Genomic DNA, 19,330 nt, shown 5'->3' on the forward strand with positions numbered 1-19,330 from the left:
AAGGTCTGGCGGGTGAGCAACGACGCCCTTGCCCTGGCCGAGGCCGCCGCCGCGAAGCTGCGGTCCCGGTCCTTCGACTCCTTCGACGTGGCGCTGGTGATGGGCTCCGGCTGGGTGCCGGCGGCCGACGCGCTGGGCGAACCGGCCGTCGAACTGCCGGTGACCGACCTGCCGGGTTTCGCGCCGCCCGCCGTGGCCGGGCACGCCGGGCGGGTCCGGGCGGTGCAGTCGGGCGGGCGCCGGGCGCTGGTGTTCCTGGGCCGCACCCACCTGTATGAGGGCCGCGGCGTCGAGGCGGTCGTGCACCCGGTCCGCACCGCGCTGGCGGCCGGGGTGCGCACGGTGGTGCTCACCAACGCCGCCGGGGGACTGCGGCCCGAACGGCAGCGCGTCGGCGACCCGGTGCTCATCAGCGACCACCTCAACCTGACCGGCGCCAACCCGCTGCGCGGGGCCGACTTCCTGGACCTGACCGAGGTGTACTCGCGGCGGCTGCGCGCCCTGGCGCAGGAAAGCGACCCGTCCCTGAGCGAGGGCGTCTACGCCGCGCTGCGCGGCCCGTCGTATGAGACGCCCGCCGAGGTGCGGATGCTGCGGACGCTGGGCGCCGACCTGGTCGGCATGTCCACCGTGCTGGAGGCGATCGCGGCCCGCCGGGGCGGCGCGGAGGTGCTGGGGATCTCCCTGGTCACCAATATCGCCGCCGGGCTGGCCGAGCGTCCCCTCGACCACGCCGAGGTCCTGGAGGCCGGCCGCGCCTCCGCCGCCCGCATGGGCGAACTGCTGGCCGCCCTGCTGCCCAAACTGTGACAACCGTGGACGAGCTGCGTCAGGCCGCCGCCGAGTGGCTGGCCCAAGACCCCGACCCGCAGACCCGCGCCGAGCTGCGGGCCCTGCTGGAGGCCGGCGACACCGCCGCGCTGGCCGACCGGTTCGGCACCCGGCTGCAGTTCGGCACCGCCGGGCTGCGCGGCGAGCTGGGCGCCGGCCCGGGCCGCATGAACCGGGTCACCGTCATGCGCGCCGCCGCCGGGCTGGCCGCCCGCCTGAAGGCCGAGACCGCCCGGCCCGGGGTGGTGATCGGCTACGACGCCCGGCACGGCTCGCGGCGGTTCGCCCTGGACACCGCCGCCGTGGTGACCGGGGCGGGCCTGCGGGCCTGGCTGCTGCCGCGTCCGCTGCCCACGCCGGTGCTGGCGTTCGCCGTCCGGCACCTGGGCGCGGACGCCGGGGTGATGGTGACCGCCAGCCACAACCCGCCGCGCGACAACGGCTACAAGGTGTACTGGGGGGACGGGGCGCAGATCCTCGCCCCGCTGGACGGTGAGATCGCCGCGGCGATCGACGCGGTGGGCCGGGTGGACGAGCTGCCGCTGGGCGCCGAAGGCGACTGGACGGTGCTGGGCGACGACATCGTCGGGGCCTACCTGCGGGCGCTGGACGCCCTGCCGCTGGGGGACGCCCCGCGTGAGATCTCGATCGCCTACACGCCGTTGCACGGGGTGGGGGCGCAGGTGCTGCGGCGGGCGTTCGCCCGGGCGGGCTTCCCCGAGCCGACGGTCGTCGCCGAGCAGGCCGAGCCGGACCCGGATTTCCCGACGGTGGCCTTCCCCAACCCCGAGGAGCCGGGGGCGATGGACAGGGTGCTGGCGCTCGCCGAGCGCACCGGCGCCGACCTGGCCATCGCCAACGACCCCGACGCCGACCGGTGCGCGGTGGCGGTGCCGGCCCCGGGCGGGTGGCGGACGCTGACCGGCGATGAGGTCGGCGCCCTGCTGGCCGAGCACGTGCTGCGCCACACCGGCGGCGCCGACCGCCTGGTGGTCACCACGATCGTCTCCTCGTCCCTGCTGGGCCGGATCGCCGCCGCGCACGGGGTGCGCTACGCCGAGACCCTCACCGGCTTCAAGTGGATCATGAAGGCCCGCACCGCCCCCGACGACCGGCAGGTCTTCGGCTATGAGGAGGCCCTGGGTTACAGCGTCGGCGGCGACGGCGGCGTCCCGGTCCGCGACAAGGACGGCATCGGCGCCGCCCTGACCGTGGCGGCGCTGGCCGCCGAGGCCAAACGGGACGGGCGCACCTTGGTGGACCTGCTGGACGACCAGGCCCGCCGCTACGGCCTGCACGCCACCGGCGCGCTGTCGGTCCGCGTCACCGACCGTTCCCTGATCGGCGCCGCGCTGGACCGGCTGCGCCAGGCGCCGCCCGCCGCGCTGGGCGGACGCGCCGTCACCGAGGTCGAGGACCTGGCCCGCGGCGCCGGCGGCCTGCCGCCCACCGAGGGCCTGCGGCTGCGCCTGTCCGGCCCCGAAGGCCGGGCCCGCGTGGTGGTCCGTCCCTCGGGCACCGAGCCCAAGCTCAAGTGCTACCTGGAGGTCGTCCTCCCGCCCACCGAGGACGTGCCACAGGCCCGGGCCCGCGCCGAAGCCGCCCTCCAGGCCATCCGCACCGACCTGCGCACCGCGCTGGGCCTCGCCTGAGAGGCCGACGGGCCGGCCGTCGGCATGGGGTGCTGCCGAAAGGCGCATGCCGAGCGCAGGTCACCCGCATGCGTCACTGCCGGCAAAGGCCTTCCATCCGGTTATCCGCGCCGGAGCCAAGGCCCGCCTGTCAGCTGAGAACCCCCAGGAAAACCGTCACCGTCAAAAGGGCGGCGGGCACGAGCAGGGCCGCGAGGGCGGGGAGCGACCAGGTGACGGTTCCGGGCTCCTTCCGGGCGGGGCGGGCGGCGCGGGCGGACAGGTCGGTGAGCTGTTCGACGGCGTGGTCCAGGAAGGTGCGGCCGGCGAGGTGGGCGGCCACGTCCGCGGGCAGCTCGCGGGCGCGTTTGCGCAATCGGCGTTCCTCGCGGGCGCGGGCGCGCGGGGAGGTCTGCAGGGACCAGGCGCGCAGGGTCTGCTCGGTGCCGCCGGGGCCGGTGAAGCGGACCGTCAGGGTGTGGTCGGCCTTGAGCTCGCGGACGGCGGGCCAGGGCAGGCGGGCGTCGCGCAGCGGGTTGCGCACCCGCAGGCCGGTCTTGTCGGCGCTGACGCGGGGGCGCAGGCCCAGCACGTAGGCCAGGCCGCAGCCCAGCAGGATGGCGCAGGCGGCGACGGCGGAGGCCAGGGTGCGGCCGCGCCAGGCGATGTCGGCCAAATTGAGCGCGGCGAACGCCAGCCAGGCCCAGGCCCCGGCCCGGGCCGCCGGCGAGCGGAACACCACCGGCTGCCCGGCGGTCATGGCAGGGTGCGCGAGCCGGTCCACTTGAGCTGGGCGAAGCCGGGTTTGATCACGCCGTTGATGAACTCCAGCCGCTCGTCGAAGCCGATGAAGGCCGACTTCATGGCGTTGACGGTGAACCACTGCAGGTCGTCCCAGTCGTAGCCGAAGGCGTCGACCAGCTTGGCGAACTCCTCCGACAGGCTGGTGCCGCTCATCAGGCGGTTGTCGGTGTTGACGGTGACCCGGAAGTACAGCCGGCGCAGCAGCCCGATGGGGTGTTCGGCGATGGACTTGGCGGCGCCGGTCTGCACGTTGGAGGTGGGGCACATCTCCAGCGGGATGCGCTTGTCGCGCACGTAGGCGGCCAGGCGGCCCAGCTTGGGGTGCGGGGTGTCGCGGTCGGTGATGTCGTCGACGATGCGCACCCCGTGGCCGAGCCGGTCGGCCCCGCACCACTGGATGGCCTGCCAGATGGACGGCAGCCCGAACCCCTCCCCGGCGTGGATGGTGAAGTGGGCGTTCTCCCGCTGCAGGTACTCGAAGGCGTCCAGGTGCCGGGTGGGCGGGTAGCCGGCCTCGGCCCCGGCGATGTCGAAGCCCACCACGCCGGCGTCCCGGTGGCGGACGGCCAGCTCGGCGATCTCCATGCTGCGGGCCTGATGCCGCATCGCGGTGACCAGGGTGCCGATCCGGATGCCGTGCTCGCGTTCCCCCTCGGCGAAGCCCGCCAGGACGGCCTCGACCACCTCGTCCAGGGACAGGCCGCCTTGGGTGTGCAGTTCGGGGGCGTAGCGCACCTCGGCGTAGACGACGCCGTCGGCGGCCAGGTCCTCGGCGCACTCATAGGCCACCCGGCGCAGCGCCTCGGCCGACTGCATCACCCCGACGGTGTGCCGGAAGGTCTCCAGATAGCGCTCCAGCGACCCGGAGTCGGCCGCCTCGGCGAACCAGACGCGCAACTGCTCGGGGTCGTGGGTGGGCAGCCCGCGGTATCCGCCCGCGCGGGCCAGCTCGACGATGGTCTCCGGCCGCAGCCCACCGTCCAGATGGTCGTGCAGCAGCACCTTGGGGGCCCGGCGGATCGCCTCAAGCGTAGGTCGACCTGTCATCTTTCGCACAGTACCCGAGGCCGCCGCGCCTCCCCAGCGCATTTTCGCCGCGCCCGCGGGCGTGCCGCCACAGTCACCGGTCACATCCGTAGTGTGACATCACACGACTTTTATGTGTTTACACGATACACATGCTATCTTCATCACCACTAGATCAACAGAGCAGACCGCTCCGGAGACCTCGAGCCCGGCCGGCTCATCACGGTCACAGCCCGTCAGCACTGCGGAACCGGAGGCACCGATGCCCCACGGCGACGAAACCGCGAAAGGAACACGCCAGTTAGCGGGTTTTTGACGTCCGAAAACCCATTACCCGCGCTCTCGAGAGCCGCCGCCTTTCGCCCCGCATCCGCCGGCGCCGCACCGTCCGCGCGACCACTCGATGCCCGAGTTCGACGCCCGGACGCCCGTCTTGGATGACACCGAACTTCTGCGACTTTCATCACGGTGCAGACGGCCTCCCGCAAAATACGACCGTGGGATCCTTATTCCCATATTCGGCGCCCCCAGCTTTGTCCTTTTTGTCCGAACTGGAGAACACGTCCGTGAGCGCGATGCCGCAGACGCGCGCCCCCCATGCGCCCGAGCGCAACAGCCCGCGCCGATACTCGGCCTACCGCGAGGCCTCCGGCGCCTGGGGACTTCTCCCGCAGCCGCCGGACGACAAGGAGAAGTACAGCTACGTCAAGCGGAATCTGTGGGTGCTGACCGCCTCGTCACTGGTCAGCTTCTCCTGCCTGGTGGTCAGCCAGTACCAGCTCGCCCGTTCCTCACCGTGGCTGTGGGCGTACGTTCCGTTCCTGATCTTCACGATCCTCTACTACCTGACTTCGCTGCGCGTCAACGCCTTCACCCGCGACTTCGATCTGGAAAAGCACAAAGAACTCGTCCGCTCATGGTCCCCGCGGGAATACCCGTCGGTGGACGTGTTCCTGCCGGTGTGCGGAGAGCCCATCGAGGTTCTGCACAACACCTGGACGCATGTGCGGCGGATGGCCGACCACTACCCCGGCGTCGTCACCCCTTACGTGCTGGACGATTCAGCCAGCCCGGAGCTGGCCGCCATGGCCGCCGATTTCGGCTTCGTTTACGGCAGCCGCCCCAACCGGGGATGGTTCAAAAAGGCCGGAAATCTGCACTTCGGGTTCGGCATCTCCAACGGGGAATACATCCTGATCCTCGATGCCGACTTCGCACCGCGCGCCGATCTGCTCCACGAAATGCTTCCCTACATGGAGGCGAATCCGCGCCTTGGGATCGTCCAGTCGCCGCAGTACTTCCGGGTCCTGGACTCGCAGAACTGGATCGAACGGGGGGCGGGCGCCGTCCAGGAGCTCTTCTACCGCTCCATCCAGGTCTCCCGGGACCGCCGCAACGGGGCGATCTGCGTCGGCAGCTGCGCGATCTACCGCCGCAAGGCCCTGGAGGAGAACGGCGGCACCACGCTGATCGGCCACTCCGAGGACGTGCACACCGGCTTCGACCTGCGCCGGCTCGGCTGGGACCTGCGCTACCTGCCCATCCCGCTGTCCACCGGGGTGTGCCCCGACACCCTCGGCGCCTTCTACAACCAGCAGTACCGCTGGTGCTCCGGCTCGATGAGCCTGCTGGGCAGCAAGAAGTTCTGGCAGACCAAACTCCGGCCGGCCACCCGCATGTGCTACATGTCGGGGTTCTTCTACTACATCCACACGGCGCTGTTCACTTTCGTGGCGCCGCTGATCCCCATCACGCTGCTGGTGGCCATGCCGGAGAAACTCCGGGTCGAGCACATGATCATGATCCTGCCCAGTCTCATCTACAACGCCCTGATATTCCCGATGTGGCACCGCTGCGAATACCGGCTCGAAGCGTGGGCCGTGCGGATGATGTACGGCTGGGCGCACGTCTTTGCGATCTGGGACATCCTGCGCGGACGGCAGATGGGCTGGCAGCCCACCGGCTCCTCGGGCGCCAAGAAGAACAAGACCCGGCGTTTTTGGATCGGCGTCATCGTCTGGAGCGGCGGCACGGCGCTGCTGTGGGTCGGCCTGGCCATCTGGCGGATCCTCACCCTCTACCCGCCGGACTTCGCCCTGGTGTTCGCCTCCGGCCTGTTCTACGCCGCGATCGTCGTCCGGATCCTGGTGCAACCCCGTAAGGAGATCGAAGCCGCATGAGCCCCCTCATCCGGACGAGACCCCGCATCGTCCTCAGCGCGCTGCTGGCGGTCCTGCTGCCCGCCGGCACAACCGCGTGCACGGCCGAGCAGAGCAGCGCACCCAGGGCGCCTCGGACTCAGATCTCGGTCGGCACCCCGTTCACCCCCTACGACATCCGGCCCCTGCTCAAGCCCAGGAAGAAGTACATCGGAGTCGCCATCGACGGCGTCTCCCGCTCCATCGCCCCGGTGGCGGCCTTCAACCGCGGGATCGGCAAGAAGGTCAACATGGTGACGATCTACGCCGCCGTGAGCGACCATTTCGACAGCCGGGGCGCCCGGCGCATCTGGCGGGCCGGCGCGATCCCGCTGATCATGTGGGAGCCCTTCTCCCCGTCGCTGGCGACGATCGCCCGAGGAGCGATCGATGACCACCTCCGCCAGTTCGCCACGGCCGTCCGCGCCCTCAACATCCCCGTGGCGATCAGTTTCGGCCACGAGATGAACGGCTTTTGGTACCCCTGGGGCACCCGCAAGAACTCCCCCGCCGACTTCGTCCGCGCATGGCGTCACATCCACCGGGTCTTCAGCGAGACCGGGACCACGAACGTCATCTGGGTATGGAACCCCAACGTCATCAACCCGGTGCCCCGGGTGGCGCTGCGGCCGTACTACCCCGGTGACTCCTATGTGGACTGGATCGGGCTGATCGGCTACTACACCCTGACCGGGGCGCACACCTTCACCACGCTGTTCGGGCCGACCATGCGGCAGGTGCGCCGCTTCAGCGACAAGCCGTTCATCATCACCGAGACCGCCTCCCAGCCCGGACCGCGCCGGGTGCGCGATGTGGCCGACCTGCTCAAGGGCGTGGCGTCCTCCCGCGACGTCATCGGTTTCATCTGGTTCAACTACCGCAAGCGCGCCGACTGGCGGCTGCCCGCCCGCTCGCCGGAGCTGCTGACGTTCCGGCGCTACGTGGCCGCCGACATCTTCGGCTTCGACCCGACCAGGTCATGACGGGGCCATGATCATGTCTTCCACCGCGCACCCCCCGTACCCGCCCGCCGACGAGCCGCTTCCCTGGCCGCCTCCGGAGCCGGCAGACCGCTCGCCGCAAGAACCCGCGCCCGCGTGGCCGCCGCCTCCCGCGCACCCCGGCGGACCCCGCGCGCGGCCGGAGCAGCCCGCCCCGGCCGAACGTTTCAACCACGCAGAACACCTCCCCCCGCCGCGGCGGCCGGCCCCTTCAGAACACCTCGCCCGGCCGGAAGGCCCCCGCCGAGCGGGCGGCGTCGAAGGAAGCGAGCATTTCGCTCCGCCCAGGCCTCCCGTTCCCCCCGCGCCGGACCCCTACGGACGGCCGGGACACCCCGGGCCGTCCGGCTGGACGGACGATTTCGGTGAGCCCTCGGTTCCGCCCGACCGCCCCACCCGGCCGGAGCATCCCGTGCCGCCCGAGCACACCGGCCGGGCGGCGGATCTCCGTACTCCGCCCGGGCATCCCCTCACCCCTGCAGGCCCCGCCCGGGCCGGACGGCCCGGTGAGGCCGCACACTTCGCGCCATCCGGACCGCCGGCCGCTCCGGCAGGTTCCGGTGCGGCCGGGGCACCCCCCGCCGGCCCGGCGGTGGTGGAACGACCCCCTCCGGCACCCGGCGGCCCCGCGGCCCCGGCGGGCCCGCAGGGCGGCCGCGGTTACCGGGTCCCGCCCTCTCCCGACATGGGGTGGACGGCGGCGCCCAGCCGGCGCCGGGACCGGGTGAGCCGTGCGCTGCTGCTCACGATCCTGCTCATGCAGGCCCTGCTCAGCCTGCGGCTGCGCAACGCGGTGTCCCCGGACGAGGCGTTGCTGCTGAACACCGGCCGCCAGTACCTGGACCGGATGCGGGAGGGCACTGCGATCACAGAGGCCGACACCGCCTCCTCCTACCTGCACCCCATGGTCGCCGCGGCGATCGACGGCCTGGCGGGACCGGCCGGGGCCCGGCTCTTCAGCCTGCTGTGCCTGCTGGGGGCGACCGCCGCGCTGTACTCGCTGGCCCGCAGGCTCTTCAACGAGCGCGTGGCGCTGTTCACCGCCGCCTCCTTCGCGGTGGTCGAGCCCACGCTCTTCCTCGGCAACTTCGTCAGCCCCGACCCGCCGGCCATCTTCATGCTGGCGCTGGCCGGCCGGCTGGCCGCGCGCCTGGACCGCAGCCCGGCCTGGCACGTCCTGCTCGTGGCGCCGGCGGCGGCCCTGGCGGTGCTGATCTCCCCCACCGCCGTGCTCCTGCTGCCCGCGGTGGTGCTCCTGGCCGTGCTGGTGGCCGGACGCGGCCACGGGCCGGGCCGGTCGCTGGGCTGGGGGGCGGGCCTGGTCGCCGTCCTCGGGGCGACGCTGGCCGCCGCCGCGGTGGGCGTGGGCATGCCCGTCGCCCCGGACCCGGCCGCGACGGGCACGGACGCCCCGCAGACGGTGCTGCGGACCGCCGCGTCGCTGGGCGGGCTGCTGTTCCTCCTCGCCGTGCTCGGCACGATCTTCTACACCCACCGGGACCGGATGGGCGAGGCCCCGATCCTGCCGGATGAGCGGCCATCGCCCTCCCGGGCGTGGCGGCTCGCCCTCGGCACGGTGCTCAGCGGGGCCGCGCTGGCGGTGCCCGGGTACGCGCTGCTGCAGCACACCTCGGCCGATCTGCACCGGCAGCTCGGCTACGGGCTGCTGCTGGCCGCCCCGATGGCCGGGGTCGGCATCGCCCGGATCATCGGCCCGCACTTTCGCAACCTGCAGCTGGGCATCGCCGCCTGGATCGCGCTCCTGCTCTTCGGCATGGCCCAGTCGGAGCGGTTCTACTACGAGTGGATGGACTACCGGCCGGTGGCCGACGCGCTCCGGCCGCTGGTCGGGCCGCAGGGCCGCTACCTGAGCCCTTCGCCGGAGCTGCCCGCCTACTACCTGGGGTCGCGCACCGAGCGAGAGCAGTGGGCCGATCCGCAGGAGCTGACCTACACCGATCGCAGGGGACGCACGCTCCAGGGGACGGCGGCGTTCCTGGCCGCCGTCCGCGAACGGCACTTCGACATCGTCGTGCTGGGCGGCCTGACCGCCCCCGACCCGCGGCAGCGGGCGGCGGTGGTGACCGGCAGGCGCTACTACATGGCCGTGGAGATCCCCTTCTCGGTGGGCTCCCGCTCGGGACGCTATGAGATCTGGGTCAAGCAGGACACCGGCCCGCCCGCCCGCAGCCCGTCCTGAGCGGCGGGGCGGCGCGGGCCCTCAGGCGATGCGGTCGATCACCAGCGGCAGCAGGTCGGGGCTGCCCTCGGGCTCGATCGTGATGGCGCCGTCGAGGGCCTGCAGGGCGCGTTCGAAGCGGGCCGGTTCGTCGGTGTGCAGGGTCAGCAGCGGCTGTCCCGCCCTGACCTCCTCGCCCGGTGCGGCGTGGCAGACCACTCCGGCGCCGGGTGAGACCGGGTCCTCCTTGCGGGCCCGGCCGGCGCCCAGCCGCCAGGCGGCCACTCCCACCGCGTAGGCGTCCAGCCCGGTCAGCACGCCGGAGGCGGGGGCGGTGAGGGTGTGCGACTCGCGGGCGACGGGCAGCGGGGCATCCGGGTCGCCGCCCTGGGCGCGGATCATGCGCCGCCAGACGTCCATGGCCGAGCCGTCGGCGAGGGCGTCGGCGGGGTCGGCGGCGTCCAGCCCGGCCGCCGCGAGCATCTCGCGGGCCAGGGTGAGGGTCAGCTCGACCACATCGGGCGGGCCGCCGCCGGCCAGCACCTCCACGGCCTCGGCGACCTCCAGGGCGTTGCCGACCGCGCGGCCCAGCGGGCGGTCCATGGCGGTCAGCAGCGCCACGGTCTTGACGCCGTGGTCGGTGCCGATGGCGACCATGGTCTCGGCCAGCTCGCGGGCGCGCTCGACGGTCTTCATGAACGCCCCGGAGCCGACCTTGACGTCCAGCACCAGCGCGCCGGTGCCCTCGGCGATCTTCTTGGACATGATGGAGGAGGCGATCAGCGGGATCGACTCCACCGTGCCGGTCACATCGCGCAGGGCGTACAGCTTGCGGTCGGCCGGGGCCAGCCCGCTGCCGGCGGCGCACACCACCGCGCCGACCTCGCGCAGCACGCTCAGCATCTGCTCGGGGGTGAGCGAGGCCCGCCAGCCGGGGATCGACTCCAGCTTGTCCAGCGTGCCGCCGGTGTGGCCCAGGCCCCGCCCCGACAGTTGCGGGACGGCGGCGCCGCAGGCCGCCACCAGCGGGGCCAGCGGCAACGTGATCTTGTCGCCCACCCCGCCGGTGGAGTGCTTGTCGGTGGTGGGACGGTCCAGCGCGGAGAAGTCCATGCGCTCCCCGGAGCGGATCATGGCCTCGGTCCAGCGCGTCACCTCGGCGCGGTCCATGCCGTTGAGCACGATGGCCATGGCCAGCGCGGCCATCTGCTCGTCGGCGACCTCACCGCGGGTGTAGGCGTCGATGACCCAGTCGATCTGCTGCGGCGACAGCCGGTGGCCGTCGCGTTTGGTCACGATGACGTCGATGGCGTCCACGGGGCTCCTCGCGGGTTCGGGGCTCAGGCGAGCCGGGTGAGGTCGTCGGGGCCGAAGGCGTCCGGGAGCACCTGCGACATGGGCACGATGCCGCGGGCGGTGGCCAGCAGCAGGTGCGGCCCGCCGTGCTCCCACAGCAGCTGGCGGCACCGGCCGCAGGGCATCAGCGGGTCGCCGTTGCCGTCCACCACCGACAGCGCCACCAGGCGGGGACGGCGCGACCCGGCCGGCAGGTCGGGGCCGTAGAGGGCCGAGACGAGGGAGCACTCGGCGCACAGGCCCAGTCCGTAGGAGGCGTTCTCCACATTGCAGCCGGTGATCACCCGGCCGTCGTCGGTCAGCGCCGCCGCGCCCACCGGGAAGTTCGAGTACGGCGCGTAGGCGCGCTGCATCGCCTCCCGGGCGGCCTCCCGCAGGCGCGCCCAGTCGATCTCCGTCATGGGCCTACCGTACGTGAGCCGCCGCCGCCCACCGCAGGAGACCGAATTCACATTTTCGGACATCTGCATAAGGGATCCCCGGCATGATCACCACCATAAAGCCACCTCATGACCGTCCGTTACAGGCGACGATGAGTTGAACGCGGCGATTGTCTCCATATGTCGGCGTTTGGATAACGGTCTTCCCACAACTTGGTAGGAGCATGGCGGGAGGCCCGTCCGGATGGTGATGCTGAGGCCCGAGCGAGCGATTGAAACGGGCCTTGCGCCCTGTTGCATGCGCTTAGGAGGCATGGTGACTACGTTGATGCGGCTGGTCGCCGGGGCGGCCGGGTTGTCTTTGCTGCTGGCCGGGTGCGGGTCGGCGCCCGAGGAGGATTCCGGCTCCGGCACCGCCGCCTCGGACTTCTCGGCCTGCATGGTCACCGACCTCGGTGGCATCGACGACCGGTCCTTCAACGCCTCCTCCTGGGAGGGCATGCAGGCGGCCGCCAAGAGCACCGGCGCAAAGGTCAACTACGTGGTCTCCACCAGCGAGAACGACTACGTCCCCAACATCACCCGGCTGATCTCGCAAAAGTGCGACCTGATCGTGTCGGTGGGCGGGCTGATGGCCGAGGCCACCAGCCAGGCGGCCAAGTCCAACCCCGACCAGAAGTTCGCCATCGTGGACTCCTCCTCGGTGCCGCCGAACGTCTACGGCATGGAGTTCAACACCGCCCAGAGCTCCTTCCTGGCCGGTTACCTGGCCGCCGCGATGTCCAAGACCGGCAAGGTCGCCACCTTCGGCGGGCTGCCCATCCCGCCGGTGACGATCTTCATGGACGGCTTCTACGAGGGCGTCCAGTACTACAACGAGCAAAAGGACAAGGACGTCAAGGTCCTGGGCTGGGACCCGGCCAAGCCCAAGTCCGGCTCGATGGCCAACTCCTTCAACGACCAGGCCGCCGGCAAGCGCATCGCCGGCAACTTCATCCAGCAGGGCGCCGACATCATCTTCCCGGTCGCCGGCGGCACCGGCCTGGGCGCCGCCGCCGCGGCCCAGGAGAGCGGCGGCAAGGTCAGCGCGATCTGGGTGGACACCGACGGGTGCGTGTCGGCCGCCCAGTACTGCGACGTGTTCCTGACCAGCGTGATGAAGAGCGTCGCCAAGGCCGTGCAGACCACCGTCGAGACGGCCGCCAAGGGGCAGCAGCTGAGCGGCTCCTACCTGGGCACCCTGGAGAACGGCGGCACCGGCCTGGCGCCGTTCCACCAGTTCGAGGACAAGGTCCCCGCCGAGCTGAAGCAGGAGCTGGAGCAGATCAAGCAGGACATCATCTCCGGCAAGATCAAGATCAAGTCCGCCAACCAGCCCAAGAGCAGCTGAGCGGCGCACCGGCTCGGCCCGGCGCGGCGGCGCCGGGATGAGGTTCGCTCTTCACCGAGGTCGTGGGGCGGGGCCGAACGCTCGGTCCCGCCCCACGGGCACGCCGGGGCAGGTCCCCGGCGGCACCCCACAGGGAGGTCGGCGGTTGACCCTTGAACTGCGCGGGATCACCAAGCGCTTCGGCTCGCTGGTGGCCAACGACGGCATCGACCTGGAGGTCCGCCCCGGGGAGATCCACTGCCTGCTCGGCGAGAACGGCGCCGGCAAGTCCACCCTGATGAACGTGCTGTACGGGCTGTATCAGCCCGACGCGGGGCAGATCCTGATGGACGGCCGGCCGCTGACCATCAACGGCCCCCGCGACGCCATCGCCGCCGGCATCGGCATGGTCCACCAGCACTTCATGCTCATCCCGGTGTTCACCGTCGCCGAGAACGTCATGCTCGGCGACGAGCGCACCGGGCCGCCCCGCTGGGCCCGCTCGCTCGGCCCGTTGGCCCGCCTGGGCTGGTCCGGCCCGGTGGGCTGGCTGGACCGCCGCCGCGCCCGCCGCGACGTGGCCGAGATCTCATCCCGCTACGGCCTGCAAGTCGATCCGGACGCCCTGGTGGCCGACCTGCCGGTGGGCGTGCAGCAGCGGGTGGAGATCATCAAGGCGCTGATCCGGGACGCCCGGGTGCTGATCCTGGACGAGCCCACCGCGGTGCTCACCCCCCAGGAGACCGAGGAGCTGTTTTCGGTCATGCGCTCGCTGCGCGCCTCCGGACGCTCCATCGTCTTCATCACCCACAAGCTCAAGGAGGTCAAGGCCGTCGCCGACCGGATCACCGTGATCCGGCGCGGCGCGGTGGTCGGCACCGCCGGCCCGGAGGCCTCGGAGCGGGAGCTGGCCGGGCTGATGGTCGGCCGCGACGTCCGCCTCACCGTCGACAAGGCCCCGCCGGCCGTGCCCGAGGACGCCGAACCGGCCTTCCAGGTGCGGGACCTGACCGTGCTGGACGAGTCCGGGCAGCCGGTCGTGGACGGCGTCTCCTTCGACATCCGCGCCGGGGAGATCCTGGGCATCGCCGGGGTGCAGGGCAACGGGCAGACCGAGCTGACCGAGGCCATCTTGGGGTTGCGCCCGGCGGCCGGCGGAAGCATCCGGCTGGACGGCCGGGAGCTGACCGGCCGCTCCCCCCGCCAGGTGCTGCGCGCCGGGGTCGGCTACATCCCCGAAGACCGCGGCCACGACGCGCTGGTGGCCGACTCCAGCGTCGCCGAGAACCTGGTGCTGGACCTGTTCGACCGCCCGCCGTTCGGCCGCCGCGGCAGCATGGACGTGCGGGCCGTCCGCGCCAACGCCGCGCACCGGGTGGAGGAGTTCGACATCCGCACCTCCTCCATCGACGCCCCGGTGGGCACCCTGTCGGGCGGCAACCAGCAGAAGGTGGTCGTGGCCCGGGAGATGTCCCGGCCGCTGCGGCTGCTGGTGGCCTCCCAGCCCACCCGCGGCGTGGACGTGGGCGCCATGGAGTTCATCCACCGGCGGATCGTGGCCGAACGCGACCAGGGCCGCCCGGTGCTGATCGTCTCCACCGAGCTGGATGAGATCTTCGCGCTGGCCGACCGCATCGCGGTGATGTACCGCGGCAAGATCATGGCGATCGTCCCGCCGGAGACCTCCCGGGAGGACATCGGCTGCCTGATGGCCGGCACCTCCCCGGACGCCGCCGGCCCGCCCGAGGGTGCCGCAGATTCACAAAAAGACGCGGCCGCGAAGGACGGTGACGCAGATGAGTGAGCAGACGGCACCGTCTGAGGCCGACCAGACGGTGCGGCAGACGCCGGAAAAGGAGCGGACGCCGCAAAGCGGGCGGCTTCGCAGGCTGGCCGCCCATGTGGCGGCCGGGCCGCCCTGGGTGGTGACCGTGCTGGCGATCGCGCTGGCCCTGCTGGTCGGCGCGGTCCTGATCATCGTCTCCGACTCGGAGGTCACCACCGCCTTCGGCTACTTCTTCGCCCGTCCCAGCGACGCGCTCACCGCGTCCTGGACGGCGGTGTCCACCGCCTACGGGGCGCTGCTGAAAGGCGCGATCTTCAACCCCGGCAACGCCGGGTCGGCGACCGCGGCGCTGACCCCGATCAGCGAGACCCTCACCGAGGCCACCCCGCTGATCTTCGGTGGGCTGGCGGTGGGGCTGGCCTTCCGCGCCGGCCTGTTCAACATCGGCGGCCAGGGCCAGCTGATCATCGGCGCCATCGCCACCACCTGGGTGGGCTTCACCCTGGACGCCCCGGCGGTGATCGCGCTGCCCGCGGCGGTGCTGGCCGGGATCGCGGGCGGCGCCCTGTACGGGGGGCTGGCCGGCTGGCTCAAGGCCGGGCCCGGGGCGCACGAGGTGATCGTCACGATCATGCTCAACTACGTGGCCTACCTGCTGCTGGGCTACCTGATCTCCAGCGAGGTCTTCCGCGACCCGGACAACCCCCAGCCGGTCTCCAAGCCGGTCGCCGAGGCGGCCCGGCTGCCGCACCTGCTGGGCGACTCGCTGCGGGTCAACGCCGGGCTGCTGCTGGCCATCGCCGCGGTGGTCTTCACCTGGTGGCTGCTGAACCGCTCCACGCTGGGCTTTCAGCTGCGGACGGTGGGCGCCAACCCGCACGCCGCCCGCACCGCCGGGATGAGCGTCGGCTACGGGCAGATCATGGCGATGGTGATCTCCGGCGGGCTGATGGGCCTGGTGGGGGTGTCGCAGGTGCTGGGCACCGCCAACGCCCACAACGCGCTCACCCAGCAGATCGACGCCGGGCTGGGCTTCACCGCGATCACCGTGGCGCTGCTGGGCCGGGCCTCGCCGCTGGGCACGGTGGCCGCGGCGCTGCTGTTCGGCGCGCTGCAGGCGGGAGGCCGGGAGATGCAGGCGGCGGCCGGGGTGTCGATCGAGATCGTCACCGTCATCCAGGCGCTGATCGTGCTGTTCGTGGCGGCCCCGCCGCTGGTGCGCGGCCTGTTCCGGCTGCGCGGGGACGGCGGCGCCGGCACCGGCCTGCTGGCGAAGGGATGGAACGGCTGATGCGGATGAAAGGGAGCGGCCGGTGAGCGCGACGCTGACGCCGACGAGCACCCCGGTGGCCGGCACCGGAGGCGACCGGCGGCACTGGTACGTCGGCGGGGCGATGGTCCTGGCCGGGGTGTACGCGCTGGTGGCGTTCGGGCTCGGCAGCCGCACCGACGACGGCGCCACGGCCGTCTTCAACCTCAACATGGTCGGCGACGAGGCGATCAAGGTTCCCGACCTGACGGTGCCGGCCGGGCCGGCCGCCGTGGCGCTGTCGCTGGTCTGCGTGGCGATCGGGGTGCTGCGGGCGGCCCTGCGGCCGAGCGGGGTGCGCCGCTCCCTCGGCACCGCCGTCTACCTGGCCGCGTTCGTCGCCGCGTTCCTGGTGTGGGCGGCCGCCGGGCACAACCTCAACTTCACCTCGGTGCTCAACGCCATGGTGCTGGCCGCCACCCCGCTGATCCTGGGCGCCCTGTGCGGCGTGCTGTGCGAGCGGTCCGGCGTGATCAACGTGGCGATCGAGGGGCAGTTCCTGGTCGGGGCGTTCTGCGCCTCGCTGCTGGCCTCCATCTCCGGCAGCCTGTGGGTGGGGCTGGTCGCCGGGTGCCTGGGCGGCGGCCTGCTGGGCGCCATGCTGGCCGTCTTCGCCAACCGCTACCTGGTGCAGCAGGTGGTGCTGGGCGTGGTGCTCAACCTGTTCGCCGCCGGGCTGACGGGCTTTCTGTACGAGCGGCTGATGCAGACCAACCCCGACTACAACAAGACGATGGCCTTCCCCGCCATCGACATCCCGGGGCTGTCGAGCCTGCCGGTGGTCGGCCCGGTGCTGTTCGGCCAGAACGTGATCTTCTACATCACCGTGGCGCTGATCGCCATCGTCCACATCGGGCTGTTCCACACCCGCTGGGGTCTGCGCACCCGCGCCGTCGGCGAGCACCCCACCGCCGCCGACACGGTCGGCATCCGGGTGGTGGCGATGCGCTACCGCAACGTCATCCTGGGCGGGCTGATCGCCGGGATGGGCGGGGCCTGGCTGACCATCGGCCTGAACATCACCTTCAACAAGAACATGGCCGCCGGGCAGGGCTTCATCGCCCTGGCCGCGCTGATCTTCGGCCGCTGGTCTCCGCTGGGCGCGGTGTGGGCCGCCCTGCTGTTCGGTTTCGCCGGCGGGGTGTCGGTCTCGCTGCAGCCGCTGCAGACCCCGGTGCCGACCGCCTTTTTGTCGATGACCCCCTACCTGGCCACGATCTTCGCGGTGGCGGGCCTGGTCGGTGCCGTCCGCGCCCCCGCCGCGGACGGCGTCCCCTACACCAAGGGCTGACCCCGGCCGCCGGTCAGGAGCCGCCGCTTACGGTGACGACCTGGCCGGTGATGCCGGTGTTGGCGGCCGAGGCCAGGTAGACGATCGGGCCGGCGACCTCGGCGGCCTCCAGCAGCCGGCCGATCGGGGCGCGGGCGCTGTAGATGTGGCCGTGCTGCTCGGTGATCTCGGCGTTGGTGTCGGTGCGGGTCAGCCCCAGCATCACCACGTTGGAGAGGATGTCGCCGTCGGCGCCCAGGGAGAAGGCCGCCGAGCGGCTGAACCCGTGCAGCGCGGCCTTGGCCGCCGCGTAGTACTCGCTGCCCGCGGCGCCGTCGGAGACGAGGGTGGAGGACAGGTGCACCAGACGCCCCCAGCGCTGCCGCCGCAGCACCGGGGCGACCTGGCGGCTGAGCCGCACGGCGCCCTCGATGTTGACGTTCACCGTCCGCGTCCACAGCTCCTCGGGGACGTCCTCGAAGCGGTGGGCGGGGACGGGGGCGTCATCGCCCCACACCACCGCGTTGTTGACCAGCACGTCGATCCGGCCGCTCCACTCCAGCACCGCCTCGGTCAGCGCGGCGGCCGCCTGCGGGTCGGCCATGTCGTAGCGGGTCGCCAGCGCCCGGCCGCCGCCCGCCTCGACCTCCTTGGCCAGGCGTTCGGCCTCCTCCCGCCTGCCGTGGTAGGTCAGGACGAGGTCGGCGCCCTCGGCGGCGAACGCACGGGTCAGCGCGCGGCCGATCCCGCCGGAGGCCCCGGTCACGATGACGGTGCGGCCGTTCAGTCCCAGATCCATCGCATGCCCTCCCGGGGTGTGCTTCCTGCTTGCCCGCGGCCTCAGGGCGAGACCGCACCGCCACGGTGCCGGGGCGGCGGCGCCGCATACAGACCGGGCCGAGACTGGCCCCGCCAGGGCCACGATCCCCGGCGGGCCGGCCGGTAGCGTGGACGGCATGAGCGGCACCGGCAACGCGCGCGGCAATGAGCTGGGGGCGTTCCTGCGCGCCCGCCGCGAGGCCATCACCCCGGCCGAGGTCGGGCTGCCGGCCGGTCCCCGGCGGCGCACCCCCGGCCTGCGCCGGTCCGAGCTGGCCATGCTGGCCGGGATCAGCGTGGAGTACCTGACCCGGCTGGAGCAGGGACGCGACCGCCGCCCCTCCTTCCAGGTGCTGGCCGCGCTGGCGGACGCGCTGCGCCTGTCGGCCGCCGACCGCGAGGTGCTGCGCAACATCGCCAAGGAGGCCAACGGTTCCTACGGCTGCCTGACGGCGCCGTCATCGGCGACCCGCACGGTGCGGCCCACCGTGCGGGCGGTGCTGGAACGCCTGGAACCCGCCCCGGCCGTGCTGGTGAACCCGCTGGGCGACGTGCTCGCCTGCACCGTGGGCTATGAGCTGCTCGCCGGGCCGCTGGGCGTGCTGGAGGGGCGCCCGCCCAATCTCGTCCGGCATGTGTTCACCGACCCGCGGGCGCGGGCCGCCTACCCGGAGTGGGACCGGGTGGCCGACGAGCAGGTCGCTCATCTGCGGGCCAGGACCTCGCGCGGGGACCCGCACGCCGCGGGGCTGGCCGACGAGCTGGCCCTGGTCGCCGGGGCCGCCTTCACCGAGCGCATGCAGCGGCCGCCCGCCGCTCCGCCGCACACCGGGGTGCAGCGCCTGGTGCATCCCGACGAGGGCGAGCTCCGCCTGGCGTATGAGATCTTCGACCTGTCCCCCGACGGTCAGCGCATGGTCGTCTACCTGCCGGCCGACGAGGCCGCCTCCGCAGCGCTGGACCGGATCACCGGCCGCCGCCCCGGCACGCTGCGCGCAGTGCCTCTCCGCCCGGCCGCGCACACCGGCTGACCGCGCCGAAACGCCCGCCCGGCCCGGCCGCCGGGAGCACCGGGACGCCCTCCGGCACGTGCGGCCCCGCGGCAAGGAAACCCGGCACGGATCGACCGGTCCGGCCGGGAGGCCCGCCGGGACGCCCATCCCCGGCGGGCGGACTCACCGGGGCGGGCCGATGGCGCTGCGGGGCCCGCGGGGCCGCCCCGCGGCGGACGGCGAATCGGGATACCGGGAATTCACGCCGTGCCGATCGCCCCGGAATCGAAATCCCGACACTCCACGATTCACCCGCCCTCAATTGAGGGACCGGCCTTCTTTCACGTCGCCCGGCCAACGGTCGGCAATGAGCCGATCA

Annotated in this window: 15 protein-coding genes; 10 read left to right on the forward strand and 5 right to left on the reverse strand. The window is 72.5% G+C overall.

The window, feature by feature from the left end; all coding sequences use genetic code 11:
* The first annotated feature begins 12 nt into the window (after positions 1 to 12).
* The gene (locus tag BUE48_RS20810) at positions 13 to 810 is read left to right on the forward strand and encodes a purine-nucleoside phosphorylase (RefSeq protein ID WP_286990784.1); all 798 of its coding nucleotides are present in this window, start codon (positions 13 to 15) and stop codon (positions 808 to 810) included.
* Positions 807 to 2,483 (forward strand): phospho-sugar mutase, encoded by a 1,677-nt coding sequence (locus BUE48_RS20815; protein WP_286990785.1) that lies wholly within the window; start codon positions 807 to 809, stop codon positions 2,481 to 2,483. The genes BUE48_RS20810 and BUE48_RS20815 overlap by 4 nt, the downstream gene beginning before the upstream one ends.
* 130 nt (positions 2,484 to 2,613) lie before the next feature.
* Here the strand turns inward: BUE48_RS20815 and BUE48_RS20820 are convergent, their stop codons facing one another.
* A complete protein-coding gene (locus BUE48_RS20820) occupies positions 2,614 to 3,222 on the reverse strand; it encodes a PH domain-containing protein (protein ID WP_012854494.1) in 609 nt (202 codons plus the stop codon).
* Positions 3,219 to 4,313 carry an adenosine deaminase gene (locus tag BUE48_RS20825; protein ID WP_286990786.1) on the reverse strand — a complete coding sequence of 365 codons (1,095 nt, stop codon included), beginning with the start codon at positions 4,311 to 4,313 and terminating at the stop codon, positions 3,219 to 3,221. Before BUE48_RS20825 ends, BUE48_RS20820 begins: the two co-directional genes overlap by 4 nt.
* A gap of 554 nt (positions 4,314 to 4,867) precedes the next feature.
* On the opposite strand from BUE48_RS20825, the gene BUE48_RS20830 reads away from it, so the two are divergent.
* The 3 genes from BUE48_RS20830 to BUE48_RS20840 all read left to right on the forward strand — a co-directional run bounded on the left by BUE48_RS20830 (position 4,868) and on the right by BUE48_RS20840 (position 9,691).
* The gene (locus tag BUE48_RS20830; RefSeq protein WP_174315354.1) at positions 4,868 to 6,472 is read left to right on the forward strand and encodes a glycosyltransferase family 2 protein; all 1,605 of its coding nucleotides are present in this window, start codon (positions 4,868 to 4,870) and stop codon (positions 6,470 to 6,472) included.
* The gene (locus tag BUE48_RS20835; RefSeq protein WP_286990787.1) at positions 6,469 to 7,473 is read left to right on the forward strand and encodes a glycoside hydrolase family 26 protein; all 1,005 of its coding nucleotides are present in this window, start codon (positions 6,469 to 6,471) and stop codon (positions 7,471 to 7,473) included. The genes BUE48_RS20830 and BUE48_RS20835 overlap by 4 nt, the downstream gene beginning before the upstream one ends.
* 703 nt (positions 7,474 to 8,176) lie before the next feature.
* Entirely contained in the window at positions 8,177 to 9,691 is a 1,515-nt protein-coding gene (locus BUE48_RS20840; protein ID WP_012854498.1) for an ArnT family glycosyltransferase, read from the forward strand.
* Positions 9,692 to 9,712: 21 nt separating this feature from the next.
* Here BUE48_RS20840 and BUE48_RS20845 read toward each other — a convergent pair whose 3' ends face one another.
* Together BUE48_RS20845 and BUE48_RS20850 are read right to left on the reverse strand one after the other, a co-directional pair.
* Positions 9,713 to 10,987: a thymidine phosphorylase gene (locus BUE48_RS20845; RefSeq protein WP_012854499.1), complete on the reverse strand. Its 1,275-nt coding sequence runs from the start codon at positions 10,985 to 10,987 to the stop codon at positions 9,713 to 9,715.
* A gap of 23 nt (positions 10,988 to 11,010) precedes the next feature.
* A complete protein-coding gene (locus BUE48_RS20850) occupies positions 11,011 to 11,427 on the reverse strand; it encodes a cytidine deaminase (RefSeq protein ID WP_012854500.1) in 417 nt (138 codons plus the stop codon).
* Positions 11,428 to 11,719: 292 nt separating this feature from the next.
* On the opposite strand from BUE48_RS20850, the gene BUE48_RS20855 reads away from it, so the two are divergent.
* From BUE48_RS20855 to BUE48_RS20870, 4 genes are all read left to right on the forward strand, one after another.
* Complete coding sequence (locus BUE48_RS20855; protein WP_217265426.1) at positions 11,720 to 12,796, forward strand: BMP family lipoprotein; 1,077 nt, start codon at positions 11,720 to 11,722, stop codon at positions 12,794 to 12,796.
* A gap of 145 nt (positions 12,797 to 12,941) precedes the next feature.
* Positions 12,942 to 14,579, forward strand: coding sequence for an ABC transporter ATP-binding protein (locus BUE48_RS20860; protein ID WP_012854502.1), 1,638 nt, complete (start codon positions 12,942 to 12,944; stop codon positions 14,577 to 14,579).
* Positions 14,572 to 15,852: an ABC transporter permease gene (locus tag BUE48_RS20865; RefSeq protein ID WP_012854503.1), complete on the forward strand. Its 1,281-nt coding sequence runs from the start codon at positions 14,572 to 14,574 to the stop codon at positions 15,850 to 15,852. Before BUE48_RS20860 ends, BUE48_RS20865 begins: the two co-directional genes overlap by 8 nt.
* 22 nt (positions 15,853 to 15,874) lie before the next feature.
* Entirely contained in the window at positions 15,875 to 17,161 is a 1,287-nt protein-coding gene (locus tag BUE48_RS20870; protein ID WP_286990788.1) for an ABC transporter permease, read from the forward strand.
* A gap of 13 nt (positions 17,162 to 17,174) precedes the next feature.
* On the opposite strand, the gene BUE48_RS20875 is transcribed toward BUE48_RS20870, so the two are convergent.
* Complete coding sequence (locus BUE48_RS20875) at positions 17,175 to 17,939, reverse strand: SDR family NAD(P)-dependent oxidoreductase (protein WP_012854505.1); 765 nt, start codon at positions 17,937 to 17,939, stop codon at positions 17,175 to 17,177.
* Positions 17,940 to 18,096: 157 nt separating this feature from the next.
* On the opposite strand from BUE48_RS20875, the gene BUE48_RS20880 reads away from it, so the two are divergent.
* Positions 18,097 to 18,990, forward strand: coding sequence for a helix-turn-helix domain-containing protein (locus BUE48_RS20880; protein WP_012854506.1), 894 nt, complete (start codon positions 18,097 to 18,099; stop codon positions 18,988 to 18,990).
* Positions 18,991 to 19,330: the final 340 nt, after the last annotated feature.

The sequence above is a fragment of the Thermomonospora sp. CIF 1 genome (assembly GCF_001896795.1).
In the GTDB taxonomy this organism is placed as follows: domain Bacteria; phylum Actinomycetota; class Actinomycetes; order Streptosporangiales; family Streptosporangiaceae; genus Thermomonospora; species Thermomonospora curvata.

Coding starts and splice junctions, on each gene's coding strand:
- BUE48_RS20880 (WP_012854506.1), top strand. CDS start 18,097: ATGAGCGGCACCGGCAACGCGCGCGGCAATGAGCTGGGGGCGTTCCTG.
- BUE48_RS20840 (WP_012854498.1), top strand. CDS start 8,177: ATGGGGTGGACGGCGGCGCCCAGCCGGCGCCGGGACCGGGTGAGCCGT.
- BUE48_RS20855 (WP_217265426.1), top strand. CDS start 11,720: ATGGTGACTACGTTGATGCGGCTGGTCGCCGGGGCGGCCGGGTTGTCT.
- BUE48_RS20830 (WP_174315354.1), top strand. CDS start 4,868: ATGCCGCAGACGCGCGCCCCCCATGCGCCCGAGCGCAACAGCCCGCGC.
- BUE48_RS20825 (WP_286990786.1), bottom strand. CDS start 4,313: ATGACAGGTCGACCTACGCTTGAGGCGATCCGCCGGGCCCCCAAGGTG.
- BUE48_RS20820 (WP_012854494.1), bottom strand. CDS start 3,222: ATGACCGCCGGGCAGCCGGTGGTGTTCCGCTCGCCGGCGGCCCGGGCC.
- BUE48_RS20875 (WP_012854505.1), bottom strand. CDS start 17,939: ATGGATCTGGGACTGAACGGCCGCACCGTCATCGTGACCGGGGCCTCC.
- BUE48_RS20865 (WP_012854503.1), top strand. CDS start 14,572: ATGAGTGAGCAGACGGCACCGTCTGAGGCCGACCAGACGGTGCGGCAG.
- BUE48_RS20835 (WP_286990787.1), top strand. CDS start 6,469: ATGAGCCCCCTCATCCGGACGAGACCCCGCATCGTCCTCAGCGCGCTG.
- BUE48_RS20850 (WP_012854500.1), bottom strand. CDS start 11,427: ATGACGGAGATCGACTGGGCGCGCCTGCGGGAGGCCGCCCGGGAGGCG.